At 36.1% G+C, this 17,784-nt stretch carries 19 protein-coding genes, 1 tRNA gene and 2 pseudogenes; 6 read left to right on the forward strand and 16 right to left on the reverse strand.

The window, feature by feature from the left end; translation table 11 throughout:
• The first annotated feature begins 152 nt into the window (after positions 1 to 152).
• The 5 genes from JG738_RS02745 to trpB all read left to right on the forward strand — a co-directional run bounded on the left by JG738_RS02745 (position 153) and on the right by trpB (position 4,187).
• Positions 153 to 1,652 (forward strand): hypothetical protein, encoded by a 1,500-nt coding sequence (locus tag JG738_RS02745; RefSeq protein WP_201338257.1) that lies wholly within the window; start codon positions 153 to 155, stop codon positions 1,650 to 1,652.
• A gap of 64 nt (positions 1,653 to 1,716) precedes the next feature.
• Positions 1,717 to 1,793: transfer RNA gene (locus JG738_RS02750), tRNA-Met, on the forward strand.
• Positions 1,794 to 1,965: 172 nt separating this feature from the next.
• Positions 1,966 to 2,769 (forward strand): Sir2 family NAD-dependent protein deacetylase, encoded by an 804-nt coding sequence (locus JG738_RS02755; protein ID WP_201338258.1) that lies wholly within the window; start codon positions 1,966 to 1,968, stop codon positions 2,767 to 2,769.
• Positions 2,766 to 2,960: a hypothetical protein gene (locus JG738_RS02760; protein ID WP_201338259.1), complete on the forward strand. Its 195-nt coding sequence runs from the start codon at positions 2,766 to 2,768 to the stop codon at positions 2,958 to 2,960. Before JG738_RS02755 ends, JG738_RS02760 begins: the two co-directional genes overlap by 4 nt.
• Before the next feature lie 18 nt (positions 2,961 to 2,978).
• A complete protein-coding gene (gene trpB / locus JG738_RS02765) occupies positions 2,979 to 4,187 on the forward strand; it encodes a tryptophan synthase subunit beta (RefSeq protein ID WP_201338260.1) in 1,209 nt (402 codons plus the stop codon).
• Here trpB and JG738_RS02770 read toward each other — a convergent pair.
• The gene (locus JG738_RS02770; protein ID WP_201338261.1) at positions 4,184 to 4,636 is read right to left on the reverse strand and encodes a YaiI/YqxD family protein; all 453 of its coding nucleotides are present in this window, start codon (positions 4,634 to 4,636) and stop codon (positions 4,184 to 4,186) included. The two genes, trpB and JG738_RS02770, sit on opposite strands and share 4 nt — an antisense overlap.
• A 42-nt stretch (positions 4,637 to 4,678) precedes the next feature.
• On the opposite strand from JG738_RS02770, the pseudogene JG738_RS10615 reads away from it, so the two are divergent.
• Positions 4,679 to 5,404: pseudogene (locus tag JG738_RS10615) on the forward strand (NYN domain-containing protein); the annotation flags it as partial.
• A 135-nt stretch (positions 5,405 to 5,539) separates the two neighbouring features.
• On the opposite strand, the gene istB reads toward JG738_RS10615, so the two are convergent.
• The 15 genes and pseudogenes from istB to JG738_RS02850 form a co-directional block, all read right to left on the reverse strand.
• Positions 5,540 to 6,349 carry an IS21-like element helper ATPase IstB gene (istB, locus tag JG738_RS02780; protein WP_370583670.1) on the reverse strand — a complete coding sequence of 270 codons (810 nt, stop codon included), beginning with the start codon at positions 6,347 to 6,349 and terminating at the stop codon, positions 5,540 to 5,542.
• A complete protein-coding gene (gene istA / locus JG738_RS02785; RefSeq protein WP_201337008.1) occupies positions 6,321 to 7,409 on the reverse strand; it encodes an IS21 family transposase in 1,089 nt (362 codons plus the stop codon). Before istA ends, istB begins: the two co-directional genes overlap by 29 nt.
• Before the next feature lie 388 nt (positions 7,410 to 7,797).
• A pseudogene (locus JG738_RS02790) lies at positions 7,798 to 9,000 on the reverse strand (IS256 family transposase).
• Positions 9,001 to 9,418: 418 nt separating this feature from the next.
• The gene (locus JG738_RS02795) at positions 9,419 to 10,804 is read right to left on the reverse strand and encodes a hypothetical protein (RefSeq protein WP_201338262.1); all 1,386 of its coding nucleotides are present in this window, start codon (positions 10,802 to 10,804) and stop codon (positions 9,419 to 9,421) included.
• Positions 10,805 to 11,071: 267 nt separating this feature from the next.
• On the reverse strand, positions 11,072 to 11,266 hold the full coding sequence (locus JG738_RS02800) for a hypothetical protein (protein WP_084275412.1): 195 nt from the start codon (positions 11,264 to 11,266) through the stop codon (positions 11,072 to 11,074).
• Between the two features lie 169 nt (positions 11,267 to 11,435).
• The gene (locus JG738_RS02805; RefSeq protein WP_201338263.1) at positions 11,436 to 12,773 is read right to left on the reverse strand and encodes a hypothetical protein; all 1,338 of its coding nucleotides are present in this window, start codon (positions 12,771 to 12,773) and stop codon (positions 11,436 to 11,438) included.
• A 494-nt stretch (positions 12,774 to 13,267) separates the two neighbouring features.
• Complete coding sequence (locus JG738_RS02810; protein ID WP_201338264.1) at positions 13,268 to 14,368, reverse strand: site-specific integrase; 1,101 nt, start codon at positions 14,366 to 14,368, stop codon at positions 13,268 to 13,270.
• 42 nt (positions 14,369 to 14,410) lie between these two features.
• Positions 14,411 to 14,632, reverse strand: a complete 222-nt coding sequence (locus JG738_RS02815) for a hypothetical protein (RefSeq protein ID WP_201338265.1) — start codon at positions 14,630 to 14,632, stop codon at positions 14,411 to 14,413.
• Positions 14,633 to 14,833: 201 nt separating this feature from the next.
• Positions 14,834 to 15,061, reverse strand: coding sequence for a hypothetical protein (locus JG738_RS02820; RefSeq protein ID WP_201338266.1), 228 nt, complete (start codon positions 15,059 to 15,061; stop codon positions 14,834 to 14,836).
• Positions 15,058 to 15,852 carry a phage antirepressor KilAC domain-containing protein gene (locus tag JG738_RS02825; RefSeq protein WP_201338267.1) on the reverse strand — a complete coding sequence of 265 codons (795 nt, stop codon included), beginning with the start codon at positions 15,850 to 15,852 and terminating at the stop codon, positions 15,058 to 15,060. The genes JG738_RS02820 and JG738_RS02825 overlap by 4 nt, the downstream gene beginning before the upstream one ends.
• Positions 15,853 to 15,974: 122 nt before the next feature.
• A complete protein-coding gene (locus JG738_RS02830; protein ID WP_201338268.1) occupies positions 15,975 to 16,517 on the reverse strand; it encodes a DNA-binding transcriptional regulator in 543 nt (180 codons plus the stop codon).
• A 92-nt stretch (positions 16,518 to 16,609) separates the two neighbouring features.
• Positions 16,610 to 16,855 carry a hypothetical protein gene (locus tag JG738_RS02835; RefSeq protein ID WP_201338269.1) on the reverse strand — a complete coding sequence of 82 codons (246 nt, stop codon included), beginning with the start codon at positions 16,853 to 16,855 and terminating at the stop codon, positions 16,610 to 16,612.
• Complete coding sequence (locus JG738_RS02840; RefSeq protein WP_201338270.1) at positions 16,855 to 17,277, reverse strand: hypothetical protein; 423 nt, start codon at positions 17,275 to 17,277, stop codon at positions 16,855 to 16,857. Before JG738_RS02840 ends, JG738_RS02835 begins: the two co-directional genes overlap by 1 nt.
• Before the next feature lie 46 nt (positions 17,278 to 17,323).
• The gene (locus JG738_RS02845) at positions 17,324 to 17,470 is read right to left on the reverse strand and encodes a hypothetical protein (RefSeq protein WP_201338271.1); all 147 of its coding nucleotides are present in this window, start codon (positions 17,468 to 17,470) and stop codon (positions 17,324 to 17,326) included.
• Between the two features lie 61 nt (positions 17,471 to 17,531).
• Positions 17,532 to 17,780 carry a hypothetical protein gene (locus tag JG738_RS02850; RefSeq protein WP_201338272.1) on the reverse strand — a complete coding sequence of 83 codons (249 nt, stop codon included), beginning with the start codon at positions 17,778 to 17,780 and terminating at the stop codon, positions 17,532 to 17,534.
• Positions 17,781 to 17,784: the final 4 nt, after the last annotated feature.

Raw genomic sequence — 17,784 nt, forward strand, 5'->3', positions numbered from 1 at the left:
TAAGCTTAAATTAAACTATGAATATCATTAAATTTGAGTATGTAGCACTTAAAAAATCTTCTAACACAATATTTTTGATACAATAAACCTCTCTTTGCTTTATTGAGCAATAATTAATGTATAATAGTTGTATATCGAAGAAGGGGCGAGCAATGAAAAAGCTACTACTGTTTATAATATTCATCATATCGATACTCCTAGGAGCAACTTATTGGGTACTCTTTACAGCAAGCGGTAACAATTTTTTGCGTCCAATTGTAGAAACAAATCTCAATAAAAAACTTCCTGTCAAAGCTTCACTCAAAAAATTTCGTATCTTTCCACTGGATATTGAGTTGCAAGTGGGGAAAAGTACTCTTATCAAAGCTGCGGGCAAACTTGATCCGTTTGCGCAAAGTTTTGCTATCCATTATGATGTACATATTGCAAAACTTGAAGATCTCCAAGCCCTTACAGGGCAAAAACTACGTGGTCCCCTTGTTACAAGCGGAGAAGTAAAAGGTGATAAAAAGAGGACTGATATTACTGGGAAAACTCGCGTAGTAGGTTCTGCTACGCAGTACCATGTTGTATTAGAAGAATTTGAGCCTGCTTTAGTAGATGCAAAGATTCGTCAAGCAAAGTTAGAAAAGATTCTCTATATGCTCTATCAGCCTCACTATGCAGATGCTTTGATAGATGCAGATATTCATCTCACAAATCTTGAACCAGAGCATTTAGCAGGTAATATTGTTTCTCAGATCAAATCTGGAAAGACAGATGCGAAAGTGTTGCAACAAAATTTTGGGATTGAGCAAGCCCGCATTACCTTCAATGCTTCGCATAAAAGTAGTATCAAAAATGGCATAGTCCTTAGTGATGTAGATCTCTTTACAAATATTGGAGATGTTCATACAAAAGGAGCAAAATTTGTTATTAAGAGTGGCACAGTTGATGCAGATTATGTTGTAAAAGTTCCAGATCTTGGCAAACTCTACTTTTTGACAAAGCAAAAAATGCGAGGAAAAATAACGCTCAATGGAAAAATTAAAAAGGATAAAAATCTCTTAGTAACCCTTCATAGCAATACCCTTGGCGGAAAAATAGATGGCAAACTTTTAAATAATAAAGTAGAAGCATTTTTAAAAGGTATCCAAGTAGTGAAACTTACCCATATGCTCTACTATCCTAAAATCTTTGACTCTTCAATGGATGCGAATATGCATTATAACCTTGTAACCAAAAAAGGAAAACTCCACGCCCAGGCACATGATGGCAGGATTTTGCCAAATAAGATGAGTTTTATGCTCAAACAGATGGCAAACTTCGATATAACTAGAGAGATATATAAACTTACAGAAATCAATAGTACTATTAATGATAAGGTAGTTATTGCAAATCTTGATATGCAAAGTAGACTGACACATATCAGTGCTCAAAATGCAAAAATTGATCTTGATAAGCAAAAAGTAGATGCAAAACTGCGTATTGAGATTCAAAAGAGACCTGTATATGTAAAACTGCAAGGAGATCTGCAAAATCCTGATATCAAAATCGATGTAAAAGAGTTTATAAAAGGCAGAGTAAAAAAAGAGCTAAAAAAGAGACTGCAGGATAAACTGTTGAAAAAGAACCTTCCACCAGCAGCAAAAGGATTATTGAATCTTTTTTGATTTGTAATGAAAGAATGTAATTATTGACATAAAAGCGAAATTGAAGTATAATTTCACTCGCTTTGGCTGGGTAGCTCAGCTGGTGAGAGCGCTGGTCTCATAAGCCGGAGGTCGGGAGTTCAAGTCTCCCCCCAGCTACCATAACTCTTCAAATACTCCTTTTCCGATCTCTATCTGCATTCGTATTAAATATTGAATTATTAATTCATTTTATTTTACTATTTGTCTCTCATTTTTTTACATAATAATTTACATTAATCTCATAGTTGTACTTCAAAATGTTATACAATAATAAAAAGTGTGGGAGAAAATCATGATAGCCAAAGCTGCTAATATCATAAAAGATGCAGAGTATCTCCTCATCACAGCTGGAGCTGGAATGGGAGTTGATAGTGGGCTTCCTGATTTTAGAGGAGTTGAAGGGTTTTGGAGAGCCTATCCAGTAGCAAAAAGGCTTGGACTGCGGTTTGAAGAGCTGGCAAATCCTAGATGGTTTGAAGAAGAACCTCATCTTGCATGGGCTTTTTATGGGCATAGACTCCATCTCTATCGTGACACCACTCCTCATAGTGGATTTGCGAAACTTCTAGCAATTGCTAAAAGCAAAAAAGACTATTTTGTTCTTACTTCCAATGTAGATGGGCAGTTTCAAAAAGCCGGATTTGATGAAGAAAAGATCGATGAGGTACATGGAAGTATTCACTATATGCAGTGTAGTGTTCCTTGCAATCAGGTTATTTGGAGTGCTGAAAATGTAGAGATAGTTATCGATGAAGAGCGTTTTTTAGCCAAAGATCCATTACCAAGATGTTCACAATGCCAAGCTATAGCAAGACCAAATATTTTGATGTTTGGCGATTGGAAGTGGATAGAGTCTCGTGAGCAGGAACAGCGCAAACGGTTTGAAGCTTTTTTGCAAAAAATAGATGGAAAGCTTGCTATTTTAGAATTTGGTGCAGGTGCTGCTGTACCAACAATTCGGATAATGGGAGAGCAGATTGCAAGAAGCTTTCATGCTCCTCTCATACGTATCAATCCAAGAGAGAGTGAGGGGGCAGATATCTCTTTGGCGATGGGAGCAAAAGAAGCAATGGAAAAGATAGAGCAGTATCTATGACAACAGATTCAAAACTCTTAGCAACTATTATTTCAAATAATATTGCCAGCAGTGACATTGCACTTGATGAAGTTGAGCATATAGTCTTGCATTATATTCGGCTTTACAATAGGCTCTATCAAAAGAGTATAGATGAAAAGAAGTTTTGCAAAGAGGTAATGGAGACTTTAAGACAAAAAATATTATCATAAAACAAAAAAGGATTTGATATGCAGCGTCCATATCTTGAGAGAGTGCCAGATAAAAAGGGATATTTTGGAAAATATGGTGGAGCTTTCATTCCTCCTGAGCTTGAAAAGGCTTTTGAAGAGATAAATGATGCGTATGAAAAACTTTCTAAAAGTTTTGAGTATCTCGATGAGCTAAGAAGAATCAGAAAGCATTTTCAGGGGCGACCAACTCCAGTCTATTACTGCCATAGATTAAGCGAATATATTGGCGGCGGGCAGATTTACCTCAAAAGAGAGGATCTCAATCATACAGGAGCACATAAACTGAACCACTGTATGGCTGAAGCGTTGCTTGCAAAATATCTTGGCAAAAAGAAGATTATGGCAGAAACTGGTGCAGGACAGCATGGTGTAGCATTGGCTACAGCAGCTGCATATTTTGGGCTTGAATGTGAGATTCATATGGGTGAAGTTGATATGGAAAAAGAGCGGCCAAATGTTGTGCGTATGCAAATTTTAGGAGCCAAAGTAGTTCCTGTAAAACATGGTCTTAGAACACTCAAAGAGGCAGTCGATAGCTGCTTTGAGAGCTACCTCAAACAAGCTGATATTGCTATGTACGCAATTGGTTCTGTTGTTGGGCCTCACCCTTTTCCAAAAATGGTACGCGATTTTCAATCTGTTGTGGGATTTGAGGCAAAAGAGCAGTTTTATGAGATGACGGGGAGACTCCCAGATGCTTGCGCTGCTGTGGTAGGTGGTGGAAGTAATGCCATGGGGCTTTTTAGTGCATTTATTGAAGATCCTGTTGAGCTTTATGCGGTAGAGCCTTTGGGAAAAGGGGAGAAACTTGGTGAACATGCGGCCTCTTTGACGTATGGGGAAGAGGGGATTTTACATGGGTTTAACTCTATTATGCTCAAAGACGAAAAAGGTAACCCCGCACCTGTGCACTCCATTGGAAGTGGAGTCGATTATCCATCTGTAGGACCAGAGCATGCTTATCTCAAAGAGATTGGAAGAACGAAAGTAAAAACTATTAGCGATGATGAAGCAATTGATGCTTTTTATAAACTCTCAAGACTTGAAGGAATTATTCCTGCTCTTGAATCTGCCCATGCTGTAGCCTATGCGATGAAGCATGCAAAAGAGCATAAAGATGAAGCAATTTTAGTGAATTTAAGTGGACGTGGGGATAAAGATATCGATTTTGTCGTTGAAAACTATCCCATTCCAGATGCTATCTAATGTGTAACGTGTTTAGCTAAAAATTTACTCAGAGCATTTGCAAAGGCCTGTTTATCTTTTGGACCAAAAGATGCAGGCCCTTTCGTTTTTTCTCCAGTATCTCGTATCGTTTGCATGAGATTGCGCAGAGCAAGATAGTGTTTGATATTCTCAGGATCGTAGAGTATTCCTCTGTGATCTAATGCCCAAGCCCCTTTTGCAACTACTTTATCAGCTAGAGGAATATCTGCTGTAATGACGAGATCTTCTGGCTCTATCTGCTCAATGATCCATAGATCTGCTTTATCAATACCTTGGTCTACAATAATTGACTGGATAAAGGGTGAAGATCCGATAGATACAGGCTTATTAGAAACAATATATGTGGGAATTTTGTATCTTGTTATTGCTTTGAGTAAAAGAGGTTTGAGCATATTAGGGAGTGCATCAGCATCGATAAAGAGTCGCATTCTAAGTCTTTTTGTATAATTATAGTAAAAAAGTAGCAATAGGAAAAACCTGAAAAACTAGCAGTCCTCATCGATGCAGACAATGCACAGCCTTCTATTATCGATGCGTTTTTGGCAGAGATCGCAAAATATGGTACATCCTATGTGAAAAGAATATATGGTGATTGGACAAGTCCAAAACTCAAAGTCTGGAAGGAGGTACTGCTTACCTACTCTATTTTGCCTATACAACAGTTTGGTTATACTACAGGCAAAAATGCTACAGATAGTACCATGATTATTGATGCTATGGATCTTCTCTATTCAGGAAATTTTGATGGTTTTTGTATCGTAAGTAGTGATAGTGACTTTACAAAGCTCGCATCAAGAATCAGAGAGTCTGGTTTGATAGTATATGGATTTGGGGAAAAGAAGACTCCACTACCGTTTGTCTCAGCCTATGACAAGTTTATCTATACAGAGATTTTAAGAGCCGACGAGCAGAGTGAAGAGAACCAAAAGAGATGGAGTACGCAAGAGCTCAGGCGTGATAAAAAACTAATACGTCTTTTGCAAGAGGCTACTGATGCGACAAGTGATGAGAGTGGTTGGGTACATCTAGGGGCATTGGGAAACTATATTGCTAAGCAGTCTCCTCAGTTTGATCCAAGAAATTATAGATATAAAAAACTTAGTGAATTGGTCAAAGCTACAGGACTTTTTGAAATAGATGAGCGTAAAAGCTTCAACGGACCAAAAGCAATTTATGTAAGAAATAAGAAAAAATAGCTATGGCAAAAAGATTGCCGTTCTTTTGCAAAAAGAGTCGAGTATTAGGTATTTTGCTTATAATAGCTGCTCATTGCTGTCAAGTGCAACCTAAAAATGTACCAAGATGCGAAGTGAAAATGTACCACTTTGAAACTAAAAATTGTTATCGAGTCCAGTAAGGACACCAGCTTTTCTTTTTTGCTTAAGCCTGTAGCTTTCACCTTGGATATTGAGTATATGGCTATGGTGAATAAGCCTATCAAGTATTGCTGTAGTTAACGCTTCATCATTGTTGAGCACCTCCTTGAATTTTGTAAAAGATAGATTGCTTGTAATGATAATTGATCCTATTTCATACCGTTTATTGATAACCTGGAAAAAGAGATTGGCCTGGTTTTCATTGAGCTTGATATAGCCAAATTCATCGATAATCAAGAGTTTTACCGTATTGATAACCTTTTTGAAATAGTGCTGCAACCTGTTGGTCTGCTGCGCAATCTCAAGTTGTAAAAGCAGATCTGCTGCAGTGATGAATTTTGTTTTTATTCTTGCTTGTGTAGCAAGATATCCCAAAGCTATGGCCATGTGGGTTTTCCCAACACCGCTTGGTCCAATAAGCAGGATATTTTCGGCATTCTCTATAAATCTTAAAGTAGAAAGTTCATTAATAATATTTCTATCTACCGCAGAAGATGAGAAATCAAACATCTCTATGGTCTTTACTTTTGGAAAGCCTGCCATTTTTAGTGTTGTTGCTTTTGAACGCTCTATCTTCTTTTGATGTTCATATCTAAAAAGCTCAAGCAAAAAGTGGCTGTATGAAAGATTCTTTTTAGCTGCTTCTTGCGCTATGGATGAAAAGCTCTCTTTAATGGCAGGAAGTTTAAAAAGCGCAGCATACTCTTGTATCTGTTCATTTATACTGTGTATCTCTTTATGCATGGCAAACTCCCAAAAGCGCATCATACTCCTCTAAAGAACTCTTAGCTGTATTATGTATGTTTATGCTGTTTTTATACTTTTTATTTGACAAGGAAAGCTTTTTATCTATGCAATTGTCATATTCTTTTTTGTTATGCAAGCTTTTTGGCTTGGCTGAAATTATTAGCGGCAGCAGAACTTTTTGCTCTTTTATAAAGAGCTCTTTTGGTTTTTGCTTCGTTGTTGCGTGCACTCTATTATGAACAATTTCAAGCCACTGAAATATCTGGCTGTTAAGAAGCTTTGTATCTATAACAAGCGAAGAGTTTTTGAGTCTTGCTTTCAAAGGAATATAGAAGTTTCCTTTCATATAGCCTATAACTCTCTCTACCTTCCCTTTTGTTTTTGCCCTGTAGGGTTTACAAAGTTTTGGAATAAATCCATACTCTTTGGAAAAATCCAAAAACCTCTCATTAAATCTGTGTTTTGCATTCCCGTAAGCGTTATGCTCTATCACCACGCTTTTGAGGTTGTCGTAAAGAATGGTTCTAGGCACTCCCCCAAAGAAGGCGAAAGCCTTTTTATGACAATCTATAAAACTATCAAAGCGCATATTGTCTGTAAAGCAGATAAATGCGTATCTGCTATAGCCTAAAATCATCGCAAAGGCATAAATGGGATTCTTCCCTCTTCGTATCACCGTCCAGTCAGCTTGCGCCTGCTCGCCCGGATCTGTCTCAAATCGCACTACCTCTTCCTCTTTTACGCTCATATGCTCTTTATAAAGCCCGCTCATAAACGCCTGCAATATTCTTATCTTCCCCTCATACCCTTTTGCTGTAATCTCCCGGTATATTACCGTTGAAGGAATTTTATCCGGCAACCCTTGAGTTATTCTCTTTTTTATATACTCTTTGTATGGATCGAGCTTCGATTTGTAAACTCTCGGTTTTCTTGGCAGAAGCTTATCCTCTTTGAGTCTTTTGGATACGGTTCTTCTATCAAGTCCCGTCATCCTTGCAATAGCTCTTATGCTGTATCCTTGTCTGTAAAGTGTATGTACCATCACAAACTCCTCGTATGTAATCACTATTGCCTCCAAATATTTTTGGAAGCGATTATATTCTCTTATATTTCCTCATCTCATGGATGGTACATTTTCATCTTGCGTCTGTGGTGTATTTTAACATTGCAGGTGACACATTGCTTTCTTTGATGGCAAATATCAAATTATATTTATAGTTATGTTTGCTCTTTTAGAAGCGTTTCTCATTTCTTTTGCCTCTAAACAATAAGATTTTAGGCAATGACTAGTGTAATGGTTACTATAGCTTAAAATATTTGGAGTTTTTTAGTAAATTAGCCGCTACTGATATTTTATTTACTCTGCCAACAAACTTGATAAAAAAGCCTTTTTTTATACATTGTATTGATAATGTCAAGTATTGTTCGCAATTTTCTTCCCAGTGAAAAAAATATTTTATTGCATATCAAGCAGCTTTTTGTAGCTGTACCTCGTAAATTTCCATTACCTGCTGAAGCTTGTCAGGTTGTATATAGCTTCTTTCAATTTCCCAGTCCTCAGTATATTCCATCAGATATGTGGCAATGAGTCTAAGATAGGATTCTCTTGATGGAAATATGGAGACAACTTTAGATCTTCTTCTGATTTCCTTGTTTATCCTCTCAAGTACATTGGTCGAACTAATTCTCCTTTTATCAATTTGTGGAAAGTGATAAAATTGCAGTGAATCCTCCAGACCATTTTGAAGTGTTTCAATTGCTTCAGGAAACTTTTTACCAAATTCCTCAATAATCATCTGTGCAATTACCTGTGCATCTTTTTTATTCTCTTGCAGCCAAACAGTTTTTAGTTTTGCTGCAAATTTCTCTTTTGCCCTATGGGGAACATATGCCAGAATATTTCTCATGAAATGCACTTTGCATCTTTGCCAGGATGCACTAAGAAATGTTTCTTTAAAAGCTTTTTGAATGCCTAAATGCGCATCACTGATAAGCAATGCTATTTTTTGCAAACCTCTTGCTTGAAGCTTGTTAAAAAAGTTTTTCCAACTTTCTACGCTTTCATTGATAAAAGGCTCTATTGCCAATATTTCTCTTTTTCCTTCTAAATTTACACCATAAGCTATCATAATAGCAGTAGAAACAACTTTACCTTCATAATCTCTTACTTTCTCATACAAAGCATCAACCCATACGAATGGATACTCCTTTTGCAGCGGACGATTACGAAACTCTTTAACTTGCTCATCTAGCCCTTTATTGATTTGTGAAACCTGCGAAGCACTGATATTCTCAATTCCTAACTCTTTTGCCAACCGCTCTATCTTTCTTGTCGAGACTCCATTGACATAGGCTTCTTTTACCATTGCAATTAATGCCTGCTCACTTCTTTTTCTCTCTGTGATGAAAAAAGGAATATAGCCTCCTTTTCTGATCTTTGGAACCATCTTCTGCTTGCAGTGATGTGAACGTAGTGAAACGAAAATATACAGTGCCAAGTCTTGTATCAAACCTCCTTGGACGATATCCACTGAAATAGCTTTTCCTATCACTATTATGTTCCCCCTTTTAGCTCCAACTTTCATCTCGGACTCTATTTGCATCAGCTGCTCCATCATCCATTTCAGCATTGCAAGCAGTGGATCCTCTTCAAGCACAAATTGTGTCATTATCTCTTTAAATATTTTTAGCTCTTTTTTGCTATTATTGCTCTTAGATTGGTTTCCTCCTGTTTGTTTGATTCTCACTGGGAAGTCTATCCAACTCTCTTCTCTCTTTTCAATTCTCGAAATCTTGAAAAGCCCCCTAAAAAGTCTTCAAGCTAAATTGCGAACGTTAGTGTACACTATCTTGTATTGCAGCTTTGGTGTAAAGATAGATGACTCCGCTTTTTGATCTTTGGAATCATTAGTGTCATTATTGCTCTTGTTTTTTTCATATTTTTTGATCAGCCAACAGGATATGCGATTATCTTATGTGAAGTGATTGGGGCTTTTGGAGTTGTATTAGTAGCATCAGCGACAGGGAAAATATCTTAGATTTTAATTATTTATGTTTTATATAAAAGAGCGGGTAAAACCCCCGCTTTTATCTTGATTTTCTATATCCAAAGAAGCCTAGTAAAGTTATTAAAACAAGATAACCAAAAGGTCCAAAAAGAGGTACAGCTACAGTGGAAACAGATTTACATATTGTATATATATTTATATCTGGATCACTAATTGTTGCATCTGAATCAGACACATGGTTTACATCTAAATCTACGGAATCTTGAACTATATTGTTAGTTTGTGCAGTTGTTGGATATTTTTCTGCATGAGAAGTTTGTATAATTTCGCAATCATTTACATTTCCATCTTGATCAAGATTTAGTACGAATCCATCAGGTCTTCCTTCTTCTGACATTGCGGGACCTGTTCTTCCAGCAGCACCATATCCATTATCTGTTTTTATGATAGAGTTGATCTCATCTTCATTATCTCCACCATATCTTTTTTGCCAAATTATGTCTCCTTCTTCATTCAGCTTCATTATCCATGCATCTCCACCTTCTATCATTGTAGAGTTTATTTTTCCTGCTGCAAGATATCCATCATCTGTTTTTATAATAGAATTGATTCTATCCTTCTTGTCCCCACCATATCTATATTGCCAAACTATATTTCCATTTTCATCCAATTTTATTATCCATGCATCATAGTCTTCTCCTGCTCCAAAGGACTCAGTATATCCAGCAGCAACATATCCATCATCAGTTTTTGTGATAGAAGTGATCCAATCATCCTCATCTCCACCATATCTTTTTTGCCAAGCTATAGTTCCATTTTCATTTAATTTTATTATCCATGCATCAGCACTGTTAGCTCCAAAAGACCTTGTATAACCAGCAGCAACATATCCATTATTCGTTTTTATAATAGAATAGATCCCATCATAATTACCCCCACCATATCTTTTTTGCCAAGCTATAGTTCCATTTTCATTTATCTTTATTATCCATCCGTCGTCATTGCCGGATGTACTTCCAGCAGCAACATATCCATCAACTGTTTTTATGATAGATTTGATAGAGTGACCATCCGTATATATTTTTTGCCAAACAATATCTCCATATTCATCTATCTTTATTATCCATCCATCAGGCTCATCTACTGCAAAGTGTATCATCCCAGCAGCAACATATCCATCATCTGTTTTTATGATAGAATTGAACCCAAAACCGGGATTTGGAGTTCCACTATAACTTTTTTGCCAATCTATGCTTCCTTCTTCGTTTAGCTTCATTATCCATGCATTATTTCCTGCCCTTCCAGCAGTAATATATCCGTTATCTATTTTTATGATAGAATTGAACTCATCATAACTATCCAGACCATATGCTTTTATCCAATGATCTGCTTTTGCAGGTTTTGCTATAAAAAATAGAGATGCCACTAAACTAAAAAAGATCATTTTCATAAGATCTCTTTTCATTTCCTCTCCTTTTTCATTCATTTTCTATAAATATTATCAAATAACGACTTGATTAAATATTAATCAAGTTTTATTAGAAATGTATCTATGTCAATTAATTCTGTGTGATATTTTCGATACCTAACTAAGTTATCTAAAAAGAGTAGTAGAGAACTCTTTTTCTGCATATTTAAGGTACTAAGAAACATTTCAAGTTATATTTCATAGCAAGGTAACCAAAGTACTTGGTGTTACATCTTCTTTTTGTCTTTTCTGACGTAACGACTATTATTTTTTCTCTTTATAAGGATATATTATTTTAAATTTTCCTGTTTTTTTATCAAGTGGAATATCTTCTACTTTTTGTGCTGTAACTTTAACAATATTTTCCAATGATAAAAATTTAAGAATATTTTTTAATTCTTTGATAACATGCTCTTTTACTCTATTTTCATTAGACCCTTTTTCAACAGTAAAAAGCATATGTAAATGAAAAGGTTCAATTTGATGAAGTTGTATCTTTTCTATTCTTGGAACAAAAAACTCTTCTATTTCTACACCATGGAGCTTTTAGATTGTGTATTTTTAGCAAATACAGGGAATACTAAAAATTTGAATTCCACCTTTTAAAAAGCGGGAAAAACCCCCACTTTTATCTTGATTTTCTATATCCAAAGAAACCTAGTAAAGTTATTAAGACAAGATAACCAAAAGGTCCAAAAAGAGGTACAGCTACAGTGGCAACAGATTTACATATTGTATATATACTTATATTAGTTTCATGAGGTGTTACAAGTGTATCAACTGGATTTGCATCTGTATCAACTGGAACAATTGCTGTATCTACAGGTTGTACAGTTGTGTCTTCTATCTCTGCATAAGAAGTTTTTATGATTTCACAATTATTTACATATCCATCTTGATCAAGATTAAGAACAAATCCATCACCACTTCCTGCTCCAAAAGATGTACTTCCAGCGGCGATATATCCATTATCTGTTTTTATAATAGAATTGATGCAATCAGAACTATCCCCACCATAACTTTTTTGCCAAATTATATTTCCATTGTCATCCAATTTCATTATCCATGCATCTTGATTTCCTGTTCCAAAAGAATATGTAATTCCAGCAGCGATATATCCATTATCTATTTTTACGATGGAATTGATCCAATAACCATTACTTCCACCATAACTTTTTTGCCAGGCAATAGTTCCATCTTCATTTATCTTCATTATCCATCCATCACCACTACTATCTCCAGCAGCAATATATCCATTATCTATTTTTACGATGGAATTGATCCTATCATTATTACTTCCACCATAACTTTTTTGCCAAGCAATAGTTCCATCTTCATTTATCTTCATTATCCATCCATCACTACTACTATCTCCAGCAGCAATATATCCATCATCTATTTTTACGATGGAATGGATAAAATCATCCTTCCCTTCTCCATAACTTTTTTGCCAAGCAATAGTTCCATCTTCATTTATCTTCATTATCCATGCATCAGCATATCCTGCCTCAAAAGAAAAAGAATATGTATATCCAGCAGCGATATATCCATTATCTGTTTTTATGATAGAATTGATGCAATCAGAACTATCCCCACCATAACTTTTTTGCCAAATTATATTTCCATTTTCATCAAATTTCACTATCCATGCATTATCTCTTTTCCTTCCAGCAGCGATATATCCGTTATCTGTTTTTATGATAGAGTTGAACTCATCAGAATCATCCTCACCATAACTTTTTTGCCAAATTATATTTCCATTGTCATCCAATTTCATTATCCATGCATTACCTCCTACCCTTCCAGCAGCAATATATCCGTTATCTGTTTTTATGATAGAGTTGAACTCATCAGAACTATCCAGACCATATGCTTTTATCCAATGATCTGCTTTTGCAGGTTTTGCTATAAAAAATAGAGATGCCACTAAACCAAAAAAGATCATTTTCATAAGATCTCTTTTCATGATATTTTCCTTTTTCATGATTATAAATTTCTATATTTAAATAATATTGAATAAAAACTTAATAATGATTTAACTTAGTTGAAAATAAGGAATTATTGATGAAAAAATAGAATATATTTTTATTCTTGTTTCATTATTGAATTTATTCAAATTTTTGCTACTTTTGCATTAAGAAGTATAAAAATTCTCTAAGTTGATTATCCAAGATCTCATAGATGGTTTTAAAAGAAGGATTATCTAAAAAGGATCATTGAGAACGGTTTTATTTCTGGTGTGTGCTCATTTTTGAAATATTTAGCTGGTTAAGCAAAGTGTTAGGATAGATAAATATGAGGGAATAGCGAAGAGTGTATAAAAATTATCCTTACATTAAAGTTTAGTAGAATTATAACAATAGCTCTGCAAAAGTAACTGATACTTTTTAATTTGAGTCGTTGAAAAGCCAGATTTACGGGGTTTTTTGAAGTCGTGGCGGACAGGGAGGGAGTGTACGACTATCTTGATATTACGGTATCTCCTGCACTGCTGTCAGCCAAATTGCAAGCAAACGGGTCAAAATTTCTATCTATTTTCAGGTGCTCTTGAGGCATATATTTTGCATAGGTTCGTATTGTTTCATCTATGCTTTTATGCCCAACTGTTTGGCTTATATCAAGGATCGGTACTCCAGCTCGAATCATTTGCGTCACAAACGTGTGGCGAGTGTTATAGAATCTCCTATACTCAAATCCGCACTTCTCAAGTAGTGGCTTCCAAAATTGTGCAAGCTTCTTTGTGTCCAAAAATGGTCTATTTGTATGCGGATTGAAAAATACACTCATGCTCTTTGCTTCCTGACACAACTGAAACTGGTCTTGCAGATAGGGTAGGAGTGGCTTTAGGATCGGCACCTTACGAATGGAGCTTTTTGTTTTTGGCGTGTCTACTTTGCCTTTTTTGATACGCTTGTTTATATTTATGGTAAGATTATGGAAATCTATATCGCTCCATTGCAAGGCTATTATCTCTCCATGCCTTGCACCAGTATAGAAAGCCACCGCAAGATAGTTTTTGAACCAGCCGTCTGCATTATTCAACAACGTTTCAACTTCCTCTTTGCTAAACGGCATCATCTCTATCGGCGTATGTCTTGGCAGTTTGATCGCAACTGCTGGATTTGTGGATATATGCTCATAGTCAATTGCTATATCAAAAATCGCTTTGATGCAGTTGATCAAAGTTCGCACCCGCTTTGGTGATACGACTTGCAGTTTTTTATCCACAAATTCTTTGATCTCTCCTCTTGAGATCGCATCAATCTTTTTCTTTCCAAATACTGGCAGCAACTGGTGTAGATAGATATTGTGCCATTCCATGTAGCTTTTGAGGTTCTCTTTTGAGCGCAGCCATATATCGCCATAGTACTCAAACGGCTTTGCTTTTGGCTTGTTGTATTCGCCAGTGACAAGCTTTGCCTCAAAAGCAGGAATAACCTCTTTTTTGAGCAGTTTTCTATTGGCTGGAGTGTCTGTCAGTCCAGTGGATTTTTGCCTCTTTTTGCCATCGACAATGAATTGTAAATAGAGCTTGTTTCCTCTTTTAAAAATGGAAACCATAGTGGCTATCCTTTCTTGTCAGCCACTCTGAGGGTGGCTACATTATGCCAAAATTTTGTTAAGGATTTCTTGAGCGGTTGTGGAGATGTTTTTACATGTGATCCATTCAGTCATTTTTTGTACGTCCCAGCGATAGCTTTTTGTGCCTGGCGGTTTAAAGAAGTGCTCGCCTTCAAAAAAGAGTATGCCTATATTTTTACGCAAATAGTCTGGGTGATAGCCAAGATATTCTGCCATCTTTTTTGTAGACATGAAGCGTTGCATTGGTTATCCTTTCTTGTAGTGTTAAAGGTATCGATTTCGAAGCGTTTAGTGTCTACCCTTATTATGTACGGAATAAGGGTAGAGTTATAATGCCGATTTTATAGGGATTTTAGATGTGTATCACAACTGTGTATATAGTTACATACACCTAAAAGTGATTTTTATGGTAGCGGGGAAAATCCCGCCATGGTTTAAGCGTGCTTAATTGTGTGGTTGTGGGTGGATGGTTTTTAGGTTGTTGAAATCTTCAAGGATTTCTAAATACTGTTCAGCAAGTTCTTCAATACAATCTCTTATATAAAAGAGTCTTTTGTCCTGAAAATCGCAAAAATCGTCCAATGCCATAGCCAAAATTTGCAGTTTTGCATTAATAAGCTCGAATTTTATGCTATAATACTTCCAGCTTTCGTATGTGATGGAGCCGTTCATGAGGCGACTCCTTCACGCTCTTTGAAGTCTTCCACTATCTTTTCACCGAGTTTGATTTGTCCTTTGCCAGTGATATAGGTAGTGAAGACTTCTTTTGTGCCTTTTGTGGTTGCTATGGTTCGTGCTACTCTTTCAAAATATCCTGCATCGATCCATTTTTGATATGGCTCATTGTTTTTCATCAGATAGCCATTTTCTCTTAACCAGTTAAAGGCTCTCTTTTCTCCAATAGTTACATTATTTTCTTTGCTTAGTGCTTTAACCCATTCTCTTATAAGAATAGAATTTACGCTTTGCTCAACGCTTTTTGCAAAAGATACATAAGGTTTATTGGCTTCAAGCTCTTTTTGTGCTTTTAATCTTGCTTCTCTTTCTTTTTTGAGGCTTTGCAATGCTTCGATGAATAGATCGGGATTGTTGAGCAACTCATCTTTTGCATATACTCCATGTTTTCTAATTGATGGTAACACATCATGAGTTACCCATCGTTTGAATTTTTTGGCTTCTGGCTTTTGTGACCATAGAATTGCAGAGTATAAACCACTTTCGGTTAGCAATACTGCATCATATCTAACCCCTTCAATTTTTGGTAAGACTTGATTTTTCCCCATCCTACTCTTTAATAAATCTTTAAGCTTTACCTTCTCATCGTCATCTAATCTCTCAATCATTGCATGAGTATTGGCATAACCAAGTAAAGTGCTAATATCATTAGCAACAAAATATGGCTCACCATTAATAAGCCCACCACGTATCTCAAAATCTGCATTTTTAAAAATTTGCAAATCCATAATTGCCTCCTTTGAGTTTTTCAAGCATTAAATCCTAATAATTTGGAATTATCTGCTTGATTGATGTAATATTATCGTAAATATTTAGATTGTGTCAAGAGAATTTGAAGTAAAAATCCGAATCATTCAGATTTTAGAGATTTTGCAATGCGGATTATTTCATCAAGTTTTTTATCTTGATCTTTTAATTTTGATTCTAATTTCATAAGCCTAAAAAGTTCCAAAGCCCATTTTGGTGTTTTTGTTTTACCTTTTGCCCAATTACTAATAGTGTCAGCAGATACTCCTATCCTCTCCGCCAGCTCCTTTTGAGTAATCCCTAATTCTTTGCATGCTCTTTTCACTGGATTAGCATATTCCTCTATAATTTTGCTTATATGAAATACTGCTGTCATATATTCAGGTTCTTTTTGATATTTTTTATAAACAGTTTCTAAATCTTCATGTGATTTTATGTTATGCATAGTTCTTGTTATTGTATGAAATGGCGTAATGTCAACGAAAGATAGCAATACATTAATAGACTCTTGATCAAAAGGAATGCCCCACTTATCTTCAACTCTATGTAAAGCTATTGCAGTAAGAGCCTTTAATGTTGAATCCTCAAGGTATGTATTGGATTCTTTAATCTTATTGTATATCTGTCTAATTCTTTCTATATCCATATTATCCCTTTTAATTTGTATTGTTTCTAATAAATTTCCTATTCTGCTAAACTATTTACCTTTATTCTACCCCAACCACACTATAAACACACTTAGTTTTTATTCCACTTCTTCAGCCTCTCCAAATGCTTCCTCTTCCTCTCAAGTTTTTCTTTCACAACTCTAATCAGCTCATCCGTGTGGCTGTTTTGCACTTCGTGCCATACAAGATGATGGAGGCGCATTTTGAGTAGCACCATATCTGTTTTTGTTTTTTGTATCAACTGGTCTGGAGTGGTTCCTTGGATTCGGCAGTACTCATCCAAGCCGATGCCGTAGATTTCATCAAGAGAAACCATCACATCACCCCTGCTACATCATATGCCATTTTCGTCATCCTTTCCCATGCTTCGACTGGTATTTCAGTCTTTTCAAGCAAATCATAGATATAGTCTATGTTTGCCTCTCTCGTCCATTGCAAGGACTCATGGAGCGGTTTGTTTCGCTCTTTGAATCTCGCATGCCAAAGCGTGATGGCGAGACTTTCGAGATTGACTTTTTCAAAAGATGCCATCTCAAACTTTCTTAGCAATTCATATTTGTAGTATTCAATCTTCTCTTTTGCGGAGTATGGCAATTTGTCATATTCTGTTTTTGTGCGCTCTATGAGCCTTTTGAAGTTGCGCTTGATTCTTTTATCAAGCTTGTAGTCATCTGTAGCCTTATATGCGCCATCGTCCATGAATGTTGACGGATCGTTCGTAATTTCAAATAAAGCCACACAAAGCGTCAGATACGCCCAGTCTCGCAGGGCTCCCTTTGGAAGCTTAGGCTGTGGCTTGCTCTGCTTTAGCAATGGCTTCGGCTGGACTCTTGCCAAAATACTCATGCCATCTCTCCTTCAAAATTGAAGCTTTGTTTCCATCGTCATCGATGATGTGTACATATTTCCCATCCACACTGTGGACTAGCACTTGTTTACATCCTTCGCTTGCGTATTTCTTTCTGAACCAGATTTCACCTTTTTTAGGCATGTTATGCTCCTTTTGCTTCTTCTTGACTAAATGCAAATAGCCCCTGTTCAAAACGATCGCTTGCAGGTTTGAGGTATTCAAGCAAAACTGGAATTTTCTTTCCATCATCAAATACTGCCTCTCCATAATTACTTATATGTGGGCTGATGTAGACCAATTTGCACTTCTTATTGTGATATTTTTTGTACAGGTAGCTATTCAAAAAGTTTGAAGTGTTGTATTTGTAGTAGCCTCCAACATTCAGATCCATGATA

The organism is Nitratiruptor sp. YY08-26, from assembly GCF_016593215.1.
GTDB classification, from domain to species: domain Bacteria; phylum Campylobacterota; class Campylobacteria; order Campylobacterales; family Nitratiruptoraceae; genus Nitratiruptor; species Nitratiruptor tergarcus.